General features: G+C 68.3%; 19 protein-coding genes, 1 pseudogene and 1 riboswitch. Of the genes and pseudogenes, 17 read left to right on the forward strand and 3 right to left on the reverse strand.

Translation table 11 applies throughout. The features are described from left to right. Positions 1-153 precede the first annotated feature (153 nt). The 15 genes from ACPUER_RS32190 to metF all read left to right on the forward strand — a co-directional run bounded on the left by ACPUER_RS32190 (position 154) and on the right by metF (position 16,348). Positions 154-1,245 carry a chemotaxis response regulator protein-glutamate methylesterase gene (locus tag ACPUER_RS32190; RefSeq protein WP_310139422.1) on the forward strand — a complete coding sequence of 364 codons (1,092 nt, stop codon included), beginning with the start codon at positions 154-156 and terminating at the stop codon, positions 1,243-1,245. Positions 1,246-1,312: 67 nt separating this feature from the next. Next, positions 1,313-1,708 (forward strand): chemotaxis response regulator CheY, encoded by a 396-nt coding sequence (gene cheY / locus ACPUER_RS32195; RefSeq protein WP_034183905.1) that lies wholly within the window; start codon positions 1,313-1,315, stop codon positions 1,706-1,708. A gap of 1 nt (position 1,709) precedes the next feature. Next, positions 1,710-2,441, forward strand: coding sequence for a protein phosphatase CheZ (cheZ, locus tag ACPUER_RS32200; protein ID WP_175962771.1), 732 nt, complete (start codon positions 1,710-1,712; stop codon positions 2,439-2,441). A gap of 260 nt (positions 2,442-2,701) precedes the next feature. Then, a complete protein-coding gene (locus ACPUER_RS32205; RefSeq protein WP_105392373.1) occupies positions 2,702-3,205 on the forward strand; it encodes a DUF2844 domain-containing protein in 504 nt (167 codons plus the stop codon). 16 nt (positions 3,206-3,221) lie between these two features. Beyond that, the gene (locus ACPUER_RS32210) at positions 3,222-4,472 is read left to right on the forward strand and encodes a DUF3443 domain-containing protein (protein ID WP_425133068.1); all 1,251 of its coding nucleotides are present in this window, start codon (positions 3,222-3,224) and stop codon (positions 4,470-4,472) included. Between the two features lie 165 nt (positions 4,473-4,637). Beyond that, positions 4,638-5,135, forward strand: coding sequence for a VOC family protein (locus tag ACPUER_RS32215; protein WP_034183909.1), 498 nt, complete (start codon positions 4,638-4,640; stop codon positions 5,133-5,135). Between the two features lie 786 nt (positions 5,136-5,921). Then, a complete protein-coding gene (locus tag ACPUER_RS32220; protein WP_175962788.1) occupies positions 5,922-6,302 on the forward strand; it encodes a DUF805 domain-containing protein in 381 nt (126 codons plus the stop codon). Between the two features lie 335 nt (positions 6,303-6,637). Then, complete coding sequence (gene flhB / locus ACPUER_RS32225; protein WP_175962774.1) at positions 6,638-7,843, forward strand: flagellar biosynthesis protein FlhB; 1,206 nt, start codon at positions 6,638-6,640, stop codon at positions 7,841-7,843. An 82-nt stretch (positions 7,844-7,925) separates the two neighbouring features. Then, on the forward strand, positions 7,926-10,025 hold the full coding sequence (flhA, locus tag ACPUER_RS32230) for a flagellar biosynthesis protein FlhA (protein WP_175962775.1): 2,100 nt from the start codon (positions 7,926-7,928) through the stop codon (positions 10,023-10,025). Then, positions 10,022-11,827, forward strand: a complete 1,806-nt coding sequence (gene flhF, locus ACPUER_RS32235) for a flagellar biosynthesis protein FlhF (protein WP_425133069.1) — start codon at positions 10,022-10,024, stop codon at positions 11,825-11,827. Before flhA ends, flhF begins: the two co-directional genes overlap by 4 nt. Next, positions 11,820-12,638, forward strand: coding sequence for a MinD/ParA family protein (locus ACPUER_RS32240; protein ID WP_425133070.1), 819 nt, complete (start codon positions 11,820-11,822; stop codon positions 12,636-12,638). The genes flhF and ACPUER_RS32240 overlap by 8 nt, the downstream gene beginning before the upstream one ends. Before the next feature lie 22 nt (positions 12,639-12,660). Beyond that, on the forward strand, positions 12,661-13,395 hold the full coding sequence (locus ACPUER_RS32245; RefSeq protein WP_085041358.1) for an RNA polymerase sigma factor FliA: 735 nt from the start codon (positions 12,661-12,663) through the stop codon (positions 13,393-13,395). A 76-nt stretch (positions 13,396-13,471) separates the two neighbouring features. Further along, a riboswitch (S-adenosyl-L-homocysteine riboswitch) is annotated at positions 13,472-13,599 on the forward strand. A 32-nt stretch (positions 13,600-13,631) separates the two neighbouring features. After that, a complete protein-coding gene (gene ahcY / locus ACPUER_RS32250) occupies positions 13,632-15,050 on the forward strand; it encodes an adenosylhomocysteinase (RefSeq protein ID WP_310139441.1) in 1,419 nt (472 codons plus the stop codon). A 100-nt stretch (positions 15,051-15,150) separates the two neighbouring features. Continuing rightward, positions 15,151-15,504, forward strand: coding sequence for a phage holin family protein (locus ACPUER_RS32255; RefSeq protein ID WP_011882923.1), 354 nt, complete (start codon positions 15,151-15,153; stop codon positions 15,502-15,504). Between the two features lie 13 nt (positions 15,505-15,517). Beyond that, positions 15,518-16,348: a methylenetetrahydrofolate reductase [NAD(P)H] gene (metF, locus tag ACPUER_RS32260; RefSeq protein WP_072443130.1), complete on the forward strand. Its 831-nt coding sequence runs from the start codon at positions 15,518-15,520 to the stop codon at positions 16,346-16,348. A gap of 72 nt (positions 16,349-16,420) precedes the next feature. Here metF and ACPUER_RS32265 read toward each other — a convergent pair whose 3' ends face one another. Together ACPUER_RS32265 and ACPUER_RS32270 are read right to left on the reverse strand one after the other, a co-directional pair. Continuing rightward, positions 16,421-17,899 (reverse strand): amidase, encoded by a 1,479-nt coding sequence (locus tag ACPUER_RS32265; protein ID WP_425133073.1) that lies wholly within the window; start codon positions 17,897-17,899, stop codon positions 16,421-16,423. An 81-nt stretch (positions 17,900-17,980) separates the two neighbouring features. Beyond that, the gene (locus ACPUER_RS32270; RefSeq protein WP_425133071.1) at positions 17,981-18,673 is read right to left on the reverse strand and encodes a dienelactone hydrolase family protein; all 693 of its coding nucleotides are present in this window, start codon (positions 18,671-18,673) and stop codon (positions 17,981-17,983) included. Between the two features lie 247 nt (positions 18,674-18,920). Here ACPUER_RS32270 and ACPUER_RS32275 point away from each other — a divergent pair, with 247 nt between their 5' ends. Together ACPUER_RS32275 and ACPUER_RS32280 are read left to right on the forward strand one after the other, a co-directional pair. Then, positions 18,921-20,000, forward strand: coding sequence for an NAD(P)H-dependent flavin oxidoreductase (locus tag ACPUER_RS32275; RefSeq protein ID WP_425133072.1), 1,080 nt, complete (start codon positions 18,921-18,923; stop codon positions 19,998-20,000). A gap of 443 nt (positions 20,001-20,443) precedes the next feature. After that, positions 20,444-21,586 (forward strand): branched-chain amino acid ABC transporter substrate-binding protein, encoded by a 1,143-nt coding sequence (locus ACPUER_RS32280; RefSeq protein ID WP_034183922.1) that lies wholly within the window; start codon positions 20,444-20,446, stop codon positions 21,584-21,586. An 85-nt stretch (positions 21,587-21,671) separates the two neighbouring features. Here ACPUER_RS32280 and ACPUER_RS32285 read toward each other — a convergent pair. Beyond that, positions 21,672-22,309 (reverse strand): annotated as a pseudogene (locus tag ACPUER_RS32285) (MFS transporter); the annotation flags it as partial.

The following is a 22,309-nucleotide window of genomic DNA, read 5'->3' on the forward strand; positions in this document are numbered from 1 at the left end:
CCCGCGCATCGAGCTGTTCGGCGCGCGCGGCGCGAGCCCGGGCGGCACCGGCAGCGCGGGCAGTGCCGCCGGCGTGCGGGCGGCGAACCCGTATGCCGGGAGCCCGGGCGCCGGAAGCGCGTACGCGGGGAACCTATCGAAAAAGCAGGAGGCATGACCGCAGTGCAGAAGATCAAAGTATTGTGCGTCGACGATTCGGCGCTGATCCGCAGCCTGATGACGGAGATCATCAACAGCCAGCCCGACATGACGGTGTGCGCGACCGCGCCCGATCCGCTCGTCGCGCGCGAGCTCATCAAGCAGCACAACCCCGACGTGCTCACGCTCGACGTCGAAATGCCGCGCATGGACGGGCTCGACTTCCTCGAGAAGCTGATGCGCCTGCGGCCGATGCCGGTCGTGATGGTGTCGTCGCTGACCGAGCGCGGCTCGGAGATCACGCTGCGCGCGCTCGAACTCGGCGCGGTGGATTTCGTCACGAAGCCGCGCGTCGGGATTCGCGACGGGATGCTCGACTACGCGGAAAAGCTCGCCGACAAGATCCGCGCGGCGTCGCGCGCACGCGTGCGCCAGGCGCCGCAGCCGCAGGCCGCCGCGCGCACGGCGGACAGCCAGCCGGCCGCGCCGATGATCAACAACCCGCTCGTCAGTACCGAGAAGCTGATCATCATCGGCGCGTCGACGGGCGGCACCGAGGCGATCCGCGAGGTGCTGACGCCGCTGCCGCCGGATGCGCCGGCCGTGCTGATCGCGCAGCACATGCCGCCCGGCTTCACGAAATCGTTCGCGCAGCGGCTGAACGGCCTGTGCCGGATCTCGGTGAAGGAAGCCGAGCACGGCGAGCGCGTGCTGCCGGGCCACGCGTACATCGCGCCTGGCCATGCGCACCTGCTGCTCGCGAGAAGCGGCGCGAACTACATCGCGCAGCTGTCGGACGAGCCGCCGGTGAACCGTCACCGCCCGTCGGTCGACGTGCTGTTCCGCTCGGCGGCGACGCACGCGGGCAAGAACGCGATCGGCGTGATCCTCACCGGGATGGGCCGCGACGGCGCGGCCGGCCTGCTGGAAATGAAACGCGCGGGCGCTTACACGTTCGCGCAGGATGAAGCGAGTTGTATCGTGTTCGGGATGCCGCGCGAGGCGATCGCGCTCGGCGGTGCCGACGAGATCGCGTCGCTCGCCGACATGAGCCGCCGCGTGATGGCGCGACTGGCGACGATGGGCGATCGCGTGCAGCGCGTGTGAATGGAATGTCACGGGGCGCGTGCCACGATACGCGTCCCGACGGAAACGAATCTGGAAAGGAACGACGATGGACAAGAGCATGAAAATCCTGGTGGTGGACGATTTCCCGACGATGCGCCGGATCGTCCGCAATCTGCTCAAGGAACTGGGCTACACGAACGTCGACGAAGCGGAGGACGGTGCGGCCGGTCTCGCGCGGCTGCGCGGCGGCGGCTTCGAATTCGTGATCTCGGACTGGAACATGCCGAACCTCGACGGCCTCGCGATGCTGAAGGAAATCCGCGCGGACGCGACGCTCACGCACCTGCCGGTGCTGATGGTCACGGCCGAGTCGAAGAAGGAGAACATCATCGCGGCCGCGCAGGCGGGCGCGAGCGGCTACGTCGTGAAACCGTTCACGGCCGCGACGCTCGACGAGAAGCTGAACAAGATCATCGACAAGATGGCGAAGACCGGGAGCTGACGTGAACGAGCCGATCCATGCGGCGCTCGCCGGCGCGGGGTTCAGCGCCGACAGCCACCCCGAAGGCGCCGATCTCGCGAGCGACCGGATCCTGGCGCGCATCGGCCAGGTCACGCGCGCGCTGCGCGATTCGATGCGCGAGCTCGGGCTCGACAAGCATGTCGAGCGCGCGGCGGAAGCCGTGCCCGATGCGCGCGACCGGCTGCGCTACGTCGCGACGATGACCGAGCAGGCCGCCGTGCGCGTGCTGAACGCGATCGAGATCGCGAAGCCCATGCAGGAGCGCATCCAGAACGAGGCCGAGGCGCTCGACACGCGCTGGGCGCAGTGGTATGCGGCGCCGATCGAGCACGCGGAAGTGCGCGAGCTGATGGACGACACGCGCACGTTCCTGCGCACGTTGCCCGAGTCGGCGTCGGCGACCAGCGCGCAGCTGCTCGAGATCATGCTCGCGCAGGATTTCCAGGATCTGACCGGGCAGGTGATCAAGAAGATCATGGACATGGTCTACCTGATCGAGCAGCAGCTCCTCACCGTGCTCGTCGAGAACATCGCACCCGAGCGGCGCGAGCAGTTCGCGGCCACCGCGGCCGCGCTGGCGGCCGAGCAGATGAGCTCGACCGGCAGCCCCGAGTCGCTGCTGAACGGCCCGCAGATCGCGCCGGAAGGCAAGTCCGACGTGGTCCAGGACCAGGGGCAGGTCGACGACCTGCTCGCGAGCCTGGGCTTCTGAGCTTGCTGCAGTGCATCGGCGCGCTCCGTTTCGCGGGGCCGCCCGATGCGCGTCACGCCGTTCCCGCCACGTTTTCCCACGCTCGCCGCGCACGCGCGCACGCTGTTCGGGCTGCGTCGAATTGACACTTAGACACACTCAGCAGGCATACTACGCGTCAGCAGTAATGGAGCGTCATTCGTACGAATTCATATGTTGACCGGTGGCGCGGGCACGATGGCCGCGCCGCCGGCAACGAAGCCAGTCCCTTGGGGGGGAACGTGAAGCTGAAACGCTTGGGCTGGGCCGTCGCACACGCGACGGCTGCAATGGGTGTGCTGTGGACCGTCCACGCACACGCGGAACTGGGCGGCGCGCCGATGTCGCCGCCGGCGGACGATCGGGCTGCAACCGTGCGCGCGATGCAGCGCGCGATGCGTTCGGCCGACGGCGTGCAGACGAGCACGGCCGCCTATACCGTCCGCGAGATCACGCTCGGATCGGGCACCGTCATCCACGAATACACGTCGGCCGCCGGCAGCGTGTTCGGCCTCGCATGGCGCGGGCCGACGATGCCGGATCTCGCGTCGCTGCTCGGCAGCTATTTCCCGCAGTACACCGCCGGCGTCCAGGCGGCGCATGCGGCGCGCGGCTGGCGTGCGCCCGTGTCCGTCGACACCAGCGGCCTCGTGATCCGGACGGGCGGCCACATGGGCGCGTTCTCGGGCCAGGCGTGGCTGCCGGCGGCACTGCCTGCCGGCCTCGCCGGCAACGACATCCAGTGACAGCGGGAGAGCGATCTTGAGAATTCCTCGTACATTCAAGCGCTGGCTCGGCGTGCTGGGCCTCGCGGCCGCGACGGCCGTGCTCGTGACGGCATGCGGCGGCGGCGATGACGGCGCCAGCTCCGGCAACAACGGCGGCAGTAACGGCAACGGTTCGACCGTGTCGGACGGCAATACCGCGAACACGGCCGTCATCACCGTCGGCACCGGCGTCGCGAACGTGATCAACATCCCGACCGTCAACGTGAAGGTCTGCGCGCCGGGCACGTCGAACTGCCAGGTGGTCAGCAACGTGCTCGTCGATACCGCGTCCTACGGGCTGCGGCTCGTCGGCAGCGCGGTGTCGGGCGTGCTCGGCAACCTGCCGCAGGTGACGAGCGGCGGCGCGCCGGTCGCCGAGTGCGGCAAGTTCGTGTCGAGCTACACGTGGGGCTCGGTGCGCACGGTCGACCTGTCGATCGGTACCGAACAGGCGAACTCGCTGCCCGTGCAGATCATCGGCGACCTCGGCACGACGAGCGTGCCGAGCTCGTGCACGAACGGCGGCGCGTCGGCCAACTCGGCGAGCGCGCTCGGCGCGAACGGGATCCTCGGCATCGGGCCGGCGCCGGTCGACTGCGGTACGACCTGCGCGACGTCGACGTCGTCGAACAACAACTACTACGCGTGCCCGAACGGCAATGCGAGCTGTGCGGTCGCGCTCGTGCCGGTCGCGCAGCAGGTGGCCAACCCGGTTCATCATTTCGCGACCGACAACAACGGCGTGATCGTGCAGATGCCGAACATCTCGAGCAGCGGGCAGGCCAGCGCGAAGGGCCTGCTGATCTTCGGGATCGGCACGCAGGGCAACAACGGGCTCGGTGCGTCGACCGTCATGACGTCGACCACGACGGGCGACGTCAGCGCGTCGTTCCTCGGCAGCACGGTGACGGCTTTCTTCGATACCGGCTCGAACGCGTATTTCTTCAACGATTCGTCGCAGACGGTCTGTTCGAGGAACTCGCAGTTCTACTGCCCGTCCTCGACGACCACCTATACGGCGACGCTGACCGGCCAGAACAGCGCGAGCGGCACCGTGTCGATGCCCGTCGCGAACGCGGATACGCTGTTCTCGAACGCGTCGACGTTCGCGTTCAACGACATCGCGGGCCCGTTCGGTTCGTCCGGATGGCTCGACATCGGCATGCCGCACTTCTACGGCAAGACGATCTACTTCGGGATGGACAAGCGCTCGAGCGGCGGCGCGGCGCCTTTCGTCGCGTTCTGACGCGGCACGGCCGCAGGCAGCAAAGAGGGGGGGCGAGCGATCGCCCCCTTTTTTTTGTCGGGAGGCCGCGCGCGAACTACGGATCGGATCGCCGCCGTGTGCGCGCGCAGCGCCTACGATGTAAAACCGGCACCGGTGCCGGCACGACATCGAGGAGACAGCGCCATGAGCCCCCGCATACAACGCATCACGCCGTTCCTGTGGTTCGACCGCGACGCCGAGGCGGCCGCCGGTTTCTACGTGTCGGTGTTCGACAACGCGCGCATCGTGCACGTCGCGCGCTACGGCAAGGCCGGCGCGCATGCGTCCGGACAGGCCGAGGGCACGGTGATGACGGTCGCGTTCGAGCTCGACGGGCAGGCGTTCGTCGCGCTGAACGGTGGCCCCGTGTTCCAGATCACGCCGGCCGTGTCGTTCGTCGTCAACTGCCGCGACCAGGACGAGATCGACCGCTACTGGGCGCGGCTGTCCGAAGGCGGCGACGAGCGCGCGCAGCAGTGCGGCTGGCTGCGCGACCGCTTCGGCGTGTCGTGGCAGGTCGTGCCCGTGCAGATGTCCGAACTGATGACGGGCGATCCGGCGCGCGCCGAGCGCGTGATGGCGCAGGTGATGACGATGAAGAAGCTCGATCTCGGCGCGCTGCAGCGGGCAGCGGCCGGTTAGGGCTGAGGCCAGAGGCCGGCCGGCGCTTACCGCCGTCGTATGGTCGGGAAAGCGGCCGCCGGGCCCATACGCGGTGCTTTCGATGCGCGCCGAGTCGGCCGGCGCGACGGCGCGCCCGCCGGCATCGACCGACACCGATTCGATCTCGACGACCGGCACGCACCAGGCCGCGCGAGTGCGTTCCCTGGGTTGGCCATGCGCGTCGAAACAGCGGAACGCGAAGTTCGCGGCGACATCCTGTGTGTGCGCGCCAGGTTTGCGTCGCCCCGTTCCACGCATATCGCACGACGATCGTGCCGGGATGCGGCGCGTCCGGCGCCTGCGCACCGGGCGGCAGGTCGGGCGTACCCGGCTTGCCCGCGCAGCCGGCGGCGAGCGCGCAGGCGAGCGACAGCAGCGGAGCGAGCGGATGACGGAACACGGTGCGATGCGAGCGGGATCGGGAATGGCGAAGGGTAGCGCGACTGGCGCGCTCGCGTCATGCCGGTTGGCCGGTAAATCGAATGCCGCACGACCGAATCGATTATCGATCGCGTCGGGATTCATTCGGTTGTAATCAAACGCCGGATTATCTGAGGGTGTGGTTTCTGTCAGGTTTTCACGATTATTAAAATGACGCGGCATGCAAGCCGGTGGCGCCGCATTACGCTGTGACAGCCGTTCCGAGCCGGTGCGACGGGGTTTCGCTTGGCCGGTATGCGAAAAGAGATGGAGCCTGTCGAAATTCGAACATATAATTCCCGCGTTGTTTCCGGGGTCGCCAATATAAAACAGGAGGGTAATAAAATGAATTTTTCCGAGGCTGTTCGTTCCGTACTCAATCAATACGCGAAATTCGAAGGCCGTGCGCGTCGCGCCGAATACTGGTATTTCGCGCTGCTGAGCTGCATTCTTTCGGTCGCCGCCCAGGTGCTCGGCGCGATCGGCCGCGACGCGGGCCTGATCGCGCTGCTGCTGCTGGGCGCGATCTTCCTGATTTCGCTGGCGCTGATCATTCCGGGCATCGCGGTCAGCGTGCGCCGCCTGCACGATACGGGCCGCTCGGGCTGGTTCCTGCTGCTCGGGCTCATTCCGGTCGTTGGCCCCATCCTGCTGCTCGTGTGGATGTGCTCGCGCGGCACCGCAGGCCCGAACCGCTTCGGCTCGGATCCGATCCCGGCGGCCTGAGCGCCGCCTGCCCCGACGCGCGATGCCGTCGCGTCGGGGCCTGACTTCCTCGTTTTCTCCGCTTCACCGTTCCCCGCTTCACTCCGCCACCGTCCCGTCCGGGAACCTTGCCGGAAACCTCGCTCCACCGTTGCGCCGATCGCCGTGTTTTTCCTCCGCATCGCACCGCGTCGCGCGCCGCTCCGTCCCCCATCCAGCCTCGTTCGCACCGGCTCGCCCGATTCCCCGAAATACCCCCCTTTCCCGGCTTTGCTCGACCGATCGGCGTTTGACGCCTCCATGAATAATCGGTGTCACTGGAAAGCGGCATTCCGCCGTACCCGACTGGAGGCCCCGTGGCAGACGAGAGCGATCTCGACAAGACCGAAGCCGCCACTCCCAGACGCCGCGAGAAGGCGCGCGAGGAGGGGCAGGTCGCGCGTTCGCGCGAACTGGCTTCGTTCGCGCTGCTCGCGGCCGGGTTCTACGGCGCGTGGCTGCTCGCGGGCCCGTCGGGCGCGCATCTGCAGGCGATGCTGCGCGGCGCGTTCACGTTCGATCGCGCAACCGCGTTCGACACGAACCGGATGCTGTCGGCGGCCGGCAGCGCGAGCCTCGAAGGCTTCGCCGCGCTGCTGCCGATCCTCGCGCTCACCGGCCTCGCGGCGCTGCTCGCGCCGATGGCGCTCGGCGGCTGGCTGATCTCGCAGAAAACCTTCGAGCTGAAGTTCGACCGCCTGAACCCGATCTCGGGCCTCGGCCGGATCTTCTCGATCCAGGGGCCGATCCAGCTCGGGATGTCGCTCGCGAAGACGCTGGTCGTCGGCGGGATCGGCGGCATCGCGATCTGGCGCAGCAAGGACGAACTGCTCGGCCTCGCGACGCAGCCGCTCGGCGCGGCGCTGCCCGACGCGCTGCATCTCGTCGCCGTGTGCTGCGGCACGACGGTCGCCGGGATGCTGGTGGTCGCCGCGCTCGATGTGCCTTACCAAATCTGGCAGTACAACAAGAAGTTGCGCATGACGAAGGAAGAAGTGAAGCGCGAGCATCGCGAGAACGAAGGCGATCCGCACGTGAAGGGGCGGATCCGCCAGCAGCAGCGCGCGATCGCGCGCCGCCGGATGATGGCGGCCGTGCCGAAGGCCGACGTGGTCGTCACGAACCCGACGCACTTCGCTGTCGCGCTGCAATACACGGACGGCGAGATGCGCGCGCCGAAGGTCGTCGCGAAGGGCGTGAACCTCGTCGCCGCGCGCATCCGCGAACTCGCGGCCGAGCACAACGTGCCGCTGCTCGAGGCGCCGCCGCTCGCGCGTGCGCTGTATCACAACGTCGAAATCGAACGCGAGATTCCCGGCTCGCTGTACTCGGCCGTCGCCGAAGTGCTCGCGTGGGTCTACCAGCTCAAGCGCTTCCGTTCGGAAGGCGGCGCGTTCCCCGCGGTGCCGGTCGATCTCGACGTGCCGGCCGAACTCGACAAGGGCACGTCGGTGCCCGCCGACGATGAGCGCGAGGAAGCCGAGGACACGCTCGGCAAGCAAGGCACGCAAGGAGCCTCGTGATGATTAGCCCCCACGCTCACATTCGTTCGCTGCCCCCCAAGGGGGCGACTGCCTCCCTTGGGGCGGCCCGGCGGGAGGCAGCATGAGCACCCCGACCGGCCTGTTCGCGAAGCGCACGAACCCGTTCGCGGGCACCAACCTGCGCGCGCTCGCGGGCCCGATCCTCATCTGCATGATCCTGGGGATGATGATCCTGCCGCTGCCGCCGATGCTGCTGGATCTGCTGTTCACGTTCAACATCGCGCTGTCGGTGATGGTGCTGCTCGTCAGCATGTACACGATGAAGCCGCTCGACTTCGCGGCGTTCCCGAGCGTGCTGCTGTTCTCGACGCTGTTGCGCCTGTCGCTGAACGTCGCGTCGACGCGCGTCGTGCTGCTCGAGGGCCACACGGGCCCCGACGCGGCCGGGCAGGTGATCGAGGCGTTCGGCCACTTCCTCGTCGGCGGCAACTTCGCGGTCGGCATCGTCGTGTTCGTGATCCTGATGATCATCAACTTCATGGTGATCACGAAAGGCGCGGGGCGGATCGCCGAAGTGTCCGCGCGCTTCACGCTCGACGCGATGCCCGGCAAGCAGATGGCGATCGACGCCGACCTGAACGCCGGCCTCATCAACGAGGAACAGGCGCGCAAGCGCCGCCTGGCCGTGTCGCAGGAAGCCGAGTTCTACGGGTCGATGGACGGCGCGTCGAAGTTCGTGCGCGGCGACGCGATCGCGGGCCTGATCATCATGGCGATCAACGTGATCGGCGGGCTGATCGTCGGGATGGTCCAGCACGACATGAGCTTCGCGGCGGCCGGCACGAACTACACGCTGCTGACGATCGGCGACGGCCTCGTCGCGCAGATCCCGTCGCTCGTGATCTCGACCGCGGCCGGCGTGATCGTGTCGCGCGTCGCGACCGACGAGGACATCGGCACGCAGATCACCGGGCAGCTGTTCACCAACCCGCGCGTGCTGACGATCACCGGCGTGATCATCGTGATCATGGGGCTGATCCCGGGGATGCCGCACTTCGCGTTCCTCGCGCTCGGCGGCGGCGCGATCTGGCTGGCCCGCACGCAGACGAAGCGCGCGGCGGCCCGCAAGGCGGCCGGCGACGTGACCGACATCGCGCCGCCCGCCGCGCTGCCGTCCGACAGCCACGAGGCGACCTGGGACGACGTGCAGCTGATCGACCCGCTCGGCCTCGAGGTCGGCTACCGGCTGATCCCGCTCGTCGACAAGAACAGCGACGGCGAGCTGCTCAAGCGCATCAAGAGCATCCGCAAGAAATTCGCGCAGGAAATCGGCTTCCTGCCGCCGGTGATCCATATCCGCGACAACCTCGAACTGCGGCCGAACGCATACCGGATCGCGCTGAAGGGCGTCGAGATCGGCGTCGGCGAAGTGTTCCCGGGCCAGTGGCTCGCGATCAACCCCGGCCAGGTGACGGCTGCGCTGCCGGGCGCCCTGACGCAGGATCCCGCGTTCGGGCTGCCGGCCGTGTGGATCGACGTCGCGCTGCGCGAACAGGCGCAGGTGTACGGCTACACGGTGGTCGACGCGAGCACGGTCGTCGCGACGCACCTGAACCATCTCGTCGTCCAGCACGCGGCGGAGCTGCTCGGCCGCCAGGAAGTGCAGGCGCTCGTCGAGCGCACCGGCAAGGACGCGCCGTCGCTCGTCGAGGACCTCGTGCCGAAGACGATCTCGCTGACGACGCTGCAGAAAGTGCTGCAGAACCTGCTCGAGGAAGGCGTGCCGATCCGCGACATGCGCACGATCCTCGAGGCCGTGTCCGAACATGCGGGCCGCGGCGACGCGTTCGAGATCACCGCCGCGGTGCGGCTCGCGCTCGGCCGCGCGATCACGCAGCAGTGGTATCCGGGCGCGGGCGAGATGCAGGTGATGGGCCTCGACTCGAATCTCGAGCGCGTGCTGTCGCAGGCGCTCGCCACCGGCGCGAATCCGGGCCTCGAACCCGGCCTCGCGCACAACCTTCTGACCGGCACGCAGCAAGCGATGCTGCGTCAACAGAATCTCGGGCTGCCGCCCGTGCTGCTGGTGCAGCACGCGCTGCGCGCGATGCTCGCGCGTTTCCTGCGCCGCAGCCTGCCGCAATTGAAAGTGCTGTCGTATGCCGAAGTGCCGGACACACGCACGATCAAAGTCGTTAACGTCATCGGGGGTTCCGCTTGAACATTCGCAAATTCACCGGCGCAACGAGCCGCGACGCGCTTCGTCTCGTGCGCGAGGCGCTCGGCGCCGACGCGGTCGTGCTGTCGAACCGCACGCTCGATGACGGCAGCGTCGAAATCGTCGCACTGGCCGATTCGGACCTGGCCGCGGTGACGCCGCCGGCCGCCGCACGGCCGCGGATCGCCGCGCCGCGCGTGCCGGAATCCGTGCCGGCCGCCGCGGTGCCGGGCATCGTGTCGCGCCCGGGCGCCGCGTTCGCGCGCCCGAGCGTCAATCCGTATGCGGCGGGCGATGGCGGGCTGCCGGACGTGTTTTCGTCGGTGTTCGGCGCAAGTGCCGAAGCGAACGAAACGGACGACGCGGACGAGACGGCGGCGCAACCTTCGACGATCGATGCGGACGCGGCGGCTGCGCCGTCGACCTCCGCACCGGCCCCCGGATGGCCGGCCCCCGGTACGCCGGCCGCCGGTACGCCGGCCGCCGGATGGCCGGCCCCCGCTTCCGAACCCGCGCCGTGGCTCGTCGAGCACGCGAAGCGCCTGACGCAGCAGCGCGATGCGCTGATCGCGCGCGCGCAGGCGACGCCCGCCGCGCCGCAAGCGAGCGTACTCGCGCCGCAGGGCGCCGCGAGCGCATCGTCGCCCGACTGGGCACGCGACATCGTGCGCGATGCCGAACGCCGGATGCCGGCTGCTGCCCCGCGCAAGCCCGACACGAACGCCGCGAACGCCGCGAAAGCGGCCGAGCGCACGCGCGTGGCCGCCGATACCGCCGCCGCGGTGGCCGATGCGGTGAAATCGCGCGTCGAACGAATCGTCAACGACACGGTGATGCACGAACTCGGCGAACTGCGCGGGATGATGGAAGAGCAGTTCGACAGCCTGATGTGGCACGACCGCCAGCGTCGCAGCGCCGTGCATGGCGCGCTGACGAAGCACCTGTTCGCGGCCGGCCTGTCCGCGCAGCTCGTGCGGATGCTCGTCGACAACCTGCCGTCCGGCGACGGCGCGCAGACCTTCGAGCAGGCCGTCGAATGGGCGCAGTCGGTGCTCGCGGCGAACCTGCCGGTGCTCGACAGCGAGGACGCGCTGATGGAGCGCGGCGGCGTGTTCGCGCTGATGGGGCCGACGGGCGTCGGCAAGACCACCACCACCGCGAAGCTGGCCGCGCGCTGCGTGATGCGCTTCGGCGCGAGCAAGGTCGCGCTGCTGACCACCGACAGCTACCGGATCGGCGGCCACGAGCAACTGCGCATCTTCGGCAAGATCCTCGGCGTGCCGGTGCACGCGGTGAAGGATGCGGGCGATCTCGCGCTCGCGCTGTCCGAGCTGCGCAACAAGCACATCGTGCTGATCGACACGATCGGCATGAGCCAGCGCGACCGCGCGGTGTCCGACCAGATCGCGATGCTGCACGGCGCGAACGCACCGGTGCAGCGCCTGCTGCTGCTCAACGCGACGAGCCACGGCGACACGCTCAACGAAGTCGTGCAGGCGTACCGCAGCGCGGGCGAGCATCCGGACCTGGCCGGCTGCATCCTCACGAAGCTCGACGAGGCGACCCACCTCGGCGGCGTGCTCGACACGGTGATCCGCTACAAGCTGCCGGTCCATTACGTGTCGACCGGCCAGAAGGTGCCGGAGAACCTGTATGTCGCATCGACCAAGTTCCTGCTGAAGAGCGCGTTCTGTGTGCCGCGCGACGGCTCGCCCTTCGTGCCGCAAGACGAAGACATGCCGACGCTGCTCTCCGCACTGACCGCACGTTCCACCGCCGAGCTGCACGAGGTGCGATTTGGATAAACGAATCATCGACCAGGCCGAAGGGCTGCGGCGCTTGCTGGCCGGGCGCGCGTCGCGCATCGTCGCGGTGACGGGCGGGCCGGCGGGCGTCGGCTGCACGTCCACCATCGTGAACCTGGCGGCGGCGCTCGCGTCGCTCGGCAAGGATGTGCTCGTCGTCGACGAGCGCGCCGACGTGCATTCGGCCAGCGCGACGCTCGCGGGCGCGTGGCTGCGCGACGGCGAGCGCACGCGGGTGGCCGCCGGCTTCGGCCTGTGCGCGGCCGCGCGGCTCGCGCGCGCCGGCTACAGCGACACGCAACTGAGCGACTTCATCGACGGCCCGGCCGACATCGTCCTCGTCGACGCGCAGCTCGGCGCCGACGGCTCGTTCTCGGCGCTCGCACGCGAAGCGCACGATGTGCTGGTCGTCACGCGGGTCGCCGCGCAGGCGATCACCGAGGCGTACGCGTGCATGAAGCGGCTGCATTTCGCGCACGCGTTCGCGCAGTTCCGCGTGCTGACCAATCACGTCGGCAGCCATGCGGATGCGAAGACGGCCTTCGACAACCTCGCGGGCGTCGCAAGCCGCTACCTGACGGTGTCGATTTCCGACGCGGGCTGCGTGAGCGCCGATCCGCTCGTCGAACACGCGCGCGAGCTGACGCATGCGGTGGTCGACGCGTTCCCGTCGGCGGCGGCCGCGCGCGACTACCGGCAGATTGCCGCCGACCTGCTGTACTGGCCGATGCGCCCGCGTTCGGGTGCGGACCGCGCCGTCCACGCGGGCGGCAAGCCGTCGTATCAGGCGGGCGCGGCACACGCCGCGTGAGCGCTACCGGAAGGAGAGAGCCATGATGTACAACGCTCAAGGAAAGATGTCCCAGGCCGACGTGCTCGCGCAATATGCGCCGCTCGTGCGTCGCCTCGGGCTGCAGCTCGTCGCGAAGATGCCGGCGAGCGTCGACCTCGACGACCTGATCCAGGCCGGCATGATCGGCCTGATGGACGCGGCCGGCCGCTACAAGGAAGACCAGGGCGCGCAGTTCGAGACCTACGCGACGCAGCGCATCCGCGGCGCGATGCTCGACGAGCTGCGCAGCAACGACTGGCTGCCGCGCAGCCTGCGCAAGACGTCGCGCGAGGTCGAGCACGCGGTGCACCAGGTCGAGCAGCATCTCGGCCGCTCGGCGAGCGAGACCGAGATCGCGCAGCACCTGAACATGCCGCTCGACGAATACCAGGGGATGCTGCAGGACCTGCACGGCAGCCAGCTCATCTACTACGAGGATTTCGACCGCGCGGCCGACGACGAGCCGTTCCTCGACCGCTATCGCGTCGATCATGCCGATCCGCTGTCGTCGCTGCTCGACGAGCACTTGCGCGAGGCGCTCGTCGAGGCGATCGAGCGGCTGCCGGAACGCGAGAAGCTGCTGATGTCGCTGTACTACGAACGGGGTCTGAATCTGCGCGAGATCGGCGCGGTGCTCGAAGTGAGCGAATCGCGCGTGTGCCAGCTGCACAGCCAGGCCGTCGCGCGCCTGCGCGCGCGGCTGCGCGAACAGGCGTGGGTCGGCGCGGAGTCCTGACCCTTTCCAGACGGCAACGCACGCCGACGCCGCGCGCTTGCGCATTTTGCGCGCCGATTTGCTACAATCCCTCCCGTTTTCCGAGGAGCGTTGCGACGGACCACTCTGCGTCCGCCAGGCTCGGAAGGCTTCACCAAGCAGCCGTGCGGCGCGCGTTTCGCGACCGTCGCGCCGGCTCCGCTTCCTGAACGGCGCTCACGTCACCAATCTAGAACTTTTTTAGAAAGGAGGGCGTGATGAACGCCATTATCGATTCGCAAGCTTCCAAGGATTACGTCGTCGCCGACATGGCGCTGGCCGGCTGGGGCCGCAAGGAACTGAACATCGCCGAGACCGAAATGCCGGGCCTCGTGCAGATCCGCGACGAATACAAGGCGCAGCAGCCGCTGAAGGGCGCGCGCATTGCCGGTTCGCTGCACATGACGATCCAGACGGGCGTGCTGATCGAGACGCTGAAGGCGCTCGGCGCGGACGTTCGCTGGGCCTCGTGCAACATCTTCTCGACGCAGGACCACGCAGCGGCCGCGATCGTCGAAGCCGGCACGCCGGTGTTCGCGTTCAAGGGCGAATCGCTCGACGAATACTGGGAGTTCTCGCACCGTATCTTCGAATGGCCGAACGGCGAATTCGCGAACATGATCCTGGACGACGGCGGCGACGCAACGCTGCTGCTGATCCTCGGCGCGAAGGCCGAGAAGGACCGTTCGGTGATCGCGAAGCCGACCAACGAGGAAGAAGTCGCGCTGTACAAGTCGATCGCGAAGCACCTCGACATCGACGCGACCTGGTACTCGAAGCGCCTCGCGCACATCAAGGGCGTGACCGAAGAAACCACGACCGGCGTGCACCGCCTGTACCAGATGGAAAAGGACGGCCGCCTGCCGTTCCCGGCGTTCAACGTGAACGATTCGGTCACGAAGTCGAAGTTCGACAACCTGTACGGCTGCCGTGAATCGCTCGTCGACGGCATCAAGCGCGCGACCGACGTGATGATCGCGGGCAAGGTCGCGGTCGTTGCCGGCTACGGCGACGTGGGCAAGGGCTGCGCGCAGTCGCTGCGCGGCCTCGGTGCGACCGTGTGGGTCACCGAAATCGATCCGATCTGCGCGCTGCAGGCGGCGATGGAAGGCTACCGCGTCGTGACGATGGAATACGCGGCCGACAAGGCCGACATCTTCGTGACGGCCACCGGCAACTACCACGTGATCAACCACGATCACATGAAGGCGATGCGCCACAACGCGATCGTCTGCAACATCGGCCACTTCGACTCGGAAATCGACGTCGCGTCGACCCGCCAGTACCAGTGGGAAAACATCAAGCCGCAGGTCGACCACATCATCTTCCCGGACGGCAAGCGCGTGATCCTGCTGGCGGAAGGCCGCCTCGTGAACCTCGGCTGCGCGACCGGCCACCCGTCGTTCGTGATGTCGAACTCGTTCGCGAACCAGACGCTCGCGCAGATCGAGCTGTTCGTGCGCGGCGGCGAGTACGAGAACAAGGTGTACGTGCTGCCGAAGCATCTCGACGAAAAGGTCGCGCGCCTGCACCTCGCGCGCATCGGCGCGAACCTGTCCGTGCTGTCGGACGAGCAGGCTTCGTACATCGGCGTGCAGAAGGACGGCCCGTTCAAGCCGAACCACTACCGCTACTGATGCGCCGCCGCCGCCGTGCCGTGCGCGCCCCGCTGCCGGGCCTGCGGTGCGGCGGCACGGCGGCGGATCGCACAGATCGACAACCGAACCGGAGCACTCCATGAGCGTCATCCTCACCTGGGTCATCAACGCGCTCGCGCTACTGATCATCACGTACCTCGTGCCGTCGATCCACATCAAGAGCTTCGGCACCGCGCTGATCGTCGCGGTCGTGCTCGGCCTGATCAACACGGTGATCCGCCCGGTGCTGATCCTGCTGACGCTGCCCGTCACGATCGTCACGCTCGGGGTGTTCATCCTCGTCGTGAACGCGCTGTGCTTCTGGTTCGCGTCGTCGCTGCTGAAGGGCTTCGAGGTGTCGGGATTCTGGTCCGCGTTCTTCGGTTCGATCCTGTACAGCATCGTGTCCTGGCTGCTGTCCGCGCTGATCTTCGGCCAGCGCGACATCGGCTGACCCCTTTCGAATCATGAAACCGATCGAACTCTCGTTTGAATTCTTCCCGCCGAAGACGGCGGACGGCGTCGAAAAGCTGCGCGCAACCCGTGCGCAGCTGCTGCCGCTGAAGCCGAAATTCGTCTCCGTGACGTTCGGCGCCGGCGGCTCGACGCAGCAGGGCACGCTCGATACCGTGCTCGATATGCAGAAGGACGGCCTCGAGGCCGCGCCGCACCTGTCGTGCATCGGCTCGTCGCGCGACAGCCTGCGCGCGATCCTCGACCAGTACCGCTCGCACGGCATCCGGCATATCGTCGCGCTGCGCGGCGACCTGCCGTCGGGGATGGGCGCGGTGGGCGAGCTGCGCTATGCGTCCGAGCTCGTCAGCTTCATCCGCGCCGAGCATGGCGACTGGTTCCACATCGAGGTCGCAGGCTACCCCGAGTACCACCCGCAATCGCGCTCGCCGAAGGCCGATCTCGAGAATTTCGCGCGCAAGGTGAAAGCCGGCGCGAATTCCGCGATCACGCAGTACTTCTTCAACGCCGACGCGTATTTCCGCTTCGTCGACGATGTGCGCAAGCTGGGCGTGGACGTGCCGATCGTGCCGGGCATCATGCCGATCACGAACTTCTCGCAGCTGATGCGCTTCTCCGAGATGTGCGGCGCCGAAGTGCCGCGCTGGATCGCGCGCCGGCTCGAGAGCTTCGGCGACGATCGCGACGCGATCCGCGCGTTCGGCGCGGATGTCGTCACCGATCTGTGCCGGCGCCTGATCGACGCGGGCGTGCCGGGGCTGCACTTCTACACGCTGAACGCAGCGACCGCGACGCGGACGATCTGCGAACGGCTCGCCGTGTAAGCGCCGCCGCGCGTTTTGCATGCGCAAAAGCCCCGCCGGTCTTGCCGGCGGGGCTTTTTTTCGATGCTTGCGTCAGCGCTGTGCCTGCATCAGCGGCGGGCGGCGGTCGAACCACGGCCGTGCCTGTTCGAGCTGCCGCGCGAGCCTGAGCAGCAGCGCGTCGTCGGTGTGGCGCGCGGCGAACTGCACGCCGATCGGCAGCCCGCGCGCGTTCCAGTAGAGCGGCACCGACATCGCCGGCTGACCGGTCAGGTTGAACAGCTCGGTGCAGCCGGCCCACGCGAACGCCTTCTCCGACGACTTCGCGAGCATTTCCTTCAGCAGCGGCTTCACCGGCAGCGCGGCGAGCAGCTTCATCTGCGCCGATTCGAACGGCGTCGGCTGCAGTTCGCCGATCTTCACCGGCGGCCCCGCGAGCGATGCGCACAGGATCGCGTCGTAGCGCGACACGAGGCCGGCCACCTGCACGGTCAGCTGGCGCTGCCATTCGAGCACGTCCGGCAGGCGCGTGCGCGCGAGGCGCCGGCCGACCACGGCCATCGCCCACGTCGCCGCTTCGAATTCGCCGCGCCGCGGCGCGCGGCCGGTCAGCGCGCGCGCACCGAGCACCATCTCCTCGGCGATCGTCGCCCACAGCGTGAGAAAGGTTTCGGCCGCGCGCGCGTAGTCGACGTGCAGCGTCGCCGGCTCGACATGGTGGCCGAGCGATTCGAGCAGTGCGGCTGCGTCGTCGAGCGCCGCGCGCGTGTCGTCGGCGAGCGCCGGCGCGAGCATCGGATCGACGACGAGGCCGATCCGCAGCGGGCCGGGCGGCGTATCGAGTTCGCCGAGGAACGTGCCGGGCGCGCCGTGCGGCAGCGTCTGGCCGGTCGTCACGTCGAGCAGCAGCGCGCTGTCGCGCACGCTGCGCGAGACCGCATGCTGGACGACGAGCTCGCCGTTCGACGGCTGGTCGACGAGCATCGGGTTGCGGCTCGGCTTCAGGCCGAACAGCCCGCAGCACGATGCCGGAATGCGGATCGAGCCGCCGCCGTCGGACGCATGCGCGAGCGGCACGATGCCGGCCGCGACGGCCGCCGCCGCGCCGCCGCTCGAGCCGCCGGGCGTGTGGTCGAGATTCCACGGGTTGCGGCACGCGCCGAACAGTTCGGGTTCCGTGTACGGCATCTGGCCGATCTCCGACGTGTTGGTCTTGCCGAACACGTTGAGGCCCGCCGCGCGGCTGCGCGCGATCACCGGCGAATCGTCGCCGGGCACGTAGTACCGGTAGTGCCGGCTGCCCATCGACAGCGGCAGCCCGGCGACCGCCGCGCCGAGATCCTTGACGAGATACGGAACGCCCGCGAACGGCGCGTCGGCGCCGGGTTCGGGCGCGGAGGCCGCACGCTGGCGAGCGGCTTCGTAGTCCTGCAGCACGATCGCGTTGATCGCGCCATTGACCGCTTCGGCCTGGCCGATCGCGGCATCGAGCAATTCGCGCGGGCTGGCCTTGCGGTCGCGCACGAGCGCGGCGAGGCCGATCGCGTCATGCGCGAGGTAGTCCGAGTGCATCGCTGTCACCCCCGTTGTGACTCGTGGCGATGAAGGGAGAATAACGCGGGCCCGGCGCGATGGGCCCGCGGCGGGGCGTTTTTACAGGTGCTCGGCGAGGAACGTCAGCGTGCGGCCGTGCGCGAGCGCCGCCGCGCGCTGGTTGTACGACGCGCGATCGGTGCAATTGAAGCCGTGCTCGGCGCCCGGATACACGTGGAACGACGCGTGGCCACGGCCGGCGAACGCGGCCTTGACTTGATCGACGGCCGCGAGCGGGATCGCGTGGTCGTTTTCCGCGTAGTGGAACAGGATCGGCCGCGTGACCTTGCCGGCCAGATCGAGCGCGTTCTGGATGCCGCCGCCGTAATAGGCGACCGCCGCGTCGAGCTTGCCGGCCGCGGCCGCACGGTACGCGAGCTGGCCGCCGAAGCAGTAGCCGATCGCGGCGAGCTTGCCGGCCACTTCGGGGCGCGCGCGCAACGCGTCGGCCGCCGCGCCGATGTCAGCGACCGCGAGGCCCACGTCGGTCTTTTTCAACAGCTCGATGCCCTTGTCGCGATCCGCGCCTTCGTAGGTCAGCTCGACACGCGGCTGCGTGCGCCAGAACACGTCCGGCGCGAGCGCGACGTAGCCGTCGGATGCGTACTGGTCGGCGACCGCGCGGATGTGCGAGTTCACGCCGAAGATCTCCTGGATGATGATGACGGCAGGGCCCTTGCCGCGCTTGGGCAGCGCGAGATAGCCGCCGAAGCTGTCGTTACCGGTCGGGATGTCGATCCATTGGGCAGTCACGTTTTGAACTCCTGGCGAACGGGGAGCGCCGCGCGCGCCCCGGGGTGGAAGAGGGCGGCCTAGTGTGCCACCAATCGTCTGGTGTTGCAGGGCACGCGCAACGCGTGCGCCCGCCGCGCACGCCCGCTTCTCGCGCAGCGATCGTTTCAATCTCGATTATTCATTTTTCGGCGACGAGCCGCTTCGATAGAGTCGATGTGCCGGCTTTTACAAAGCGCTTTCGCGCATCGTCATCGAAGGATTCGTCATGCCTGCCTGTCCGTATTCCACGCCCTTTTCCGAACGCTTCGGCCTGCGCCTGCCGCTCGTGCAGGCGCCGATGGTCGGTGCGACCACGGCCGCGATGGTCGTCGCCGCATCGAACGCCGGCGCGCTCGGCAGCCTCGGCGCCGGCGCGTTTGAGCCGGATCGTCTCGCGACCGAAGTCGCGGCGATCCGCGCGGCGACCGATCGCCCGTTCGCGGTCAACCTGTTCGTGCTGCCGGACGCCGCGCCCGACGCGGCGACCGTCGCGCGCGCACTCGCGGCGATCGACCCGCTGAACGCGACGCTCGGGCTGCCGCCGGGCGCCGCGCCCGCGCGCTATGCGCCCGACTTCCGCGCGCAGCTCGATGCGCTCGTGTCGCTGCGGGTGCCGGTCGCGAGCTTCACGTTCGGCGTGCTCGGCGCGGCCGACGTCGCGCGGCTGAAGGCCGCCGGCACCTACGTGATCGGCACCGCGACGCACGTGGCCGAAGGGCTCGCGTGGCAGGCGGCCGGCGCCGACGCGCTGTCCGCGCAGGGCGCCGAGGCGGGCGGCCATCGCGGCACGTTCATCGGCGCCGCCGAAGACGCGCTGATCGGCACGTTCGCGCTCGTGCCGCAGCTCGTCGACGCGACGGGCCTGCCCGTACTCGCCGCGGGCGGCATCATGGACGGCCGCGGAATCGCGGCCGCGCTCGCGCTCGGCGCACAGGGCGCGCAGCTCGGGACCGCGTTCCTCACCTGCACGGAAAGCGCGATCGCGGCGGACTGGAAGGCACGCTTGCTGGCGAGCGCGGATACGTCGACGCAGGTCACGCGCGCGATCACCGGCCGCCATGCGCGCGGGTTGCGCAACACGCTGATGGCGCGGCTCGGCGAACGCGTGGCCGACGCCGCGCCGTACCCGGTGCAGAACGCGCTGACGCAGCCGCTGCGCCAGGCCGCCGCGCGCGCGAACGACGGCGACTACCTGTCGCTGTGGGCCGGGCAGGGCGCGCCGCTCGCACGGCGGCGCGGCGCTGCGCCGACGACGTCGCAGCTCGTCGCTGCGCTCGACGCCGAATGGCGCGCGTCGGCAGCCTGAACTGGGCGTTTCATCGACAGCCTGAACCGTTCATATCGAACGACGAAACGCGCGTGTTGTCACGCGCGTTTCATTCAATGATCACGGGCACAAAATACCGAATCGAAATGCCTCGGGAATCCTTTGGAGCGACCTTTCGGCGAGCTGCCGAAAATTAGCGGAAACCCTTATCCGGCGGGGCTTGCGGCGACTTTCGAGTCATCGTTCCAAAGTGCGCATATCGGTAGTGTTACCACTACCCCAAAAAAGTCCCACAAATTAATTTGATCACCTACACTTGCGCGCAAGTACGGACGGGCGGTTGCTAAAAGCGGCTGTTTACACGTGCTTGAGGCCAAGTGCATAAACGATGCAACCGGCGAATCGTCCAGTGATTGCAAACACAGGGATGGCAGCGGGGCACCGGGCGATGGCGTTTATTGGGACCGAAACTGGAGACTTACATGAATATCAAAATGCAGAAGCTGTTGCCGATCACCGCAGCGGCGATGCTGTGCGTTGCAGCTGCAAGCAACGCTGCCGCCGATCAAGTCGTCAAGATCGGCCACGTCGCGCCCTTGACGGGCGGCATTGCACACCTGGGCAAGGACAACGAAAACGGTGCGCGTCTCGCAGTCGAGGAGATCAACGCGAAGGGTCTCACGGTCGGCGGCCAGAAAATCACGCTGCAACTCGACCCGCAGGATGACGCGGCCGACCCGCGGCAGGCCACGCAGGTTGCGCAGAAGCTCGTCGACGACAAGGTCGTCGCCGTCATCGGCCACCTGAACTCGGGCACGTCGATCCCGGCCTCGAAGATCTACAGCGATGCGGGCATCGTGCAGATCTCGCCGTCGGCGACCAACCCGGCCTACACGCAGCAAGGCTTCAAGACCACGTACCGCGTGGTGGCAACGGACGCGCAGCAGGGCCCGGCACTCGCGAACTACGCGCACTCGAAGGGCATCAAGAGCGTGGCGGTGGTCGACGATTCGACCGCATACGGCCAGGGTCTCGCGAACGAGTTCGAGAAGAAGGCGAAGGCGCTCGGCCTGAAGGTGATGTCGCACGACGCGACGAACGACAAGGCGGTCGACTTCCGTGCGATTCTGACCAAGATCAAGGGTGAGAATCCGGACGCGATCATGTACGGCGGCATGGACGCCACCGGCGGCCCGTTCGCGAAACAGGCGAAGCAGCTCGGCCTGCGCGCGAAGATTCTCGCGGGCGACGGCGTGTGCACGGAAAAGCTGGCCGACCTGGCCGGCGACGCGACCGACAACGTCGTGTGCTCGGAAGCCGGTGCTTCGCTCGAGAAGATGCCGGGCGGCGGCGCGTTCAAGGCGAAGTACGAGAAGCGCTTCGGCCAGCCGATCCAGATCTACGCACCGTTCACGTATGACGCCGTGTACATCGTCGCCGACGCGATGAAGCGCGCGAACTCGGCGGACCCGGCGAAGATTCTCGCGGCGATGCCGGCGACGAACTACACGGGCGTGATCGGCACGACGACCTTCGACTCGAAGGGCGACCTGCAGCACGGCGTGATCTCGCTGTACAACTACAAGGGCGGCAAGAAGTCGCTGCTCGACGAAGTGAAGATGTAACGCAACAGGCGGTCAACAGTAGGGGCGAAAGCGCGCATGCGGCAACGCATGCGCGCTTTCTTTTTGGCCGACGGGCGCGATGCCGTCAGATCTTCAGGTGCGCGAGCACCTTCGGCGCGACGGCCGCGACGAGCGCCGCGCACAGCGCGACGACCGACAGGCCGATCGTCAGGTTCGCGGCCTGCGCGACCGCGCCGATCACGACCGGACCGAACAGCAGTCCGAAATACGCAAGCCCGGCCACATGCGCGAGCCCTTCGGCCGCGTGGATGCCTTTCACGCGCGCGGCGGCCGCGAACAGCACGGGCATCATGTTCGCGAGGCCGAGGCCCATCAGCGTGAAGCCGGTCAGCACGGTGACCGGATAGGGCAGCAGCAGCGCGCCGATCATCCCCGCGCACGCGAGCGACGCGCTCGCGAACACGAGTTGCGGCGCGCCGAAGCGGGCGCGCACGGCGTCGCCCGCGAAGCGCGCGATGGCCATCCCGCCCGAGAACGCCGCGTACGCGGCGCTTGCGAGAGCGGGGCTCGCCGCGACGACGTCGCGCATGTAGACCGTCGCCCAGTCGTACATCGCGCCTTCTGCGATCAGCGCGACGAGCGCGATGCCGCCGAGCATCCACAGCGCGGGCGAGCGCCAGCGGTTGCCGCCGCCGTGCGCGTGTTCGTGGTGCGGCACATGCGGCAGCACGGCCGGGCTCGCGGCCACGAGCACCGCGGCGC

The sequence above is a fragment of the Burkholderia sp. DN3021 genome, from assembly GCF_049805555.1.
GTDB lineage: Bacteria > Pseudomonadota > Gammaproteobacteria > Burkholderiales > Burkholderiaceae > Burkholderia > Burkholderia pyrrocinia_C.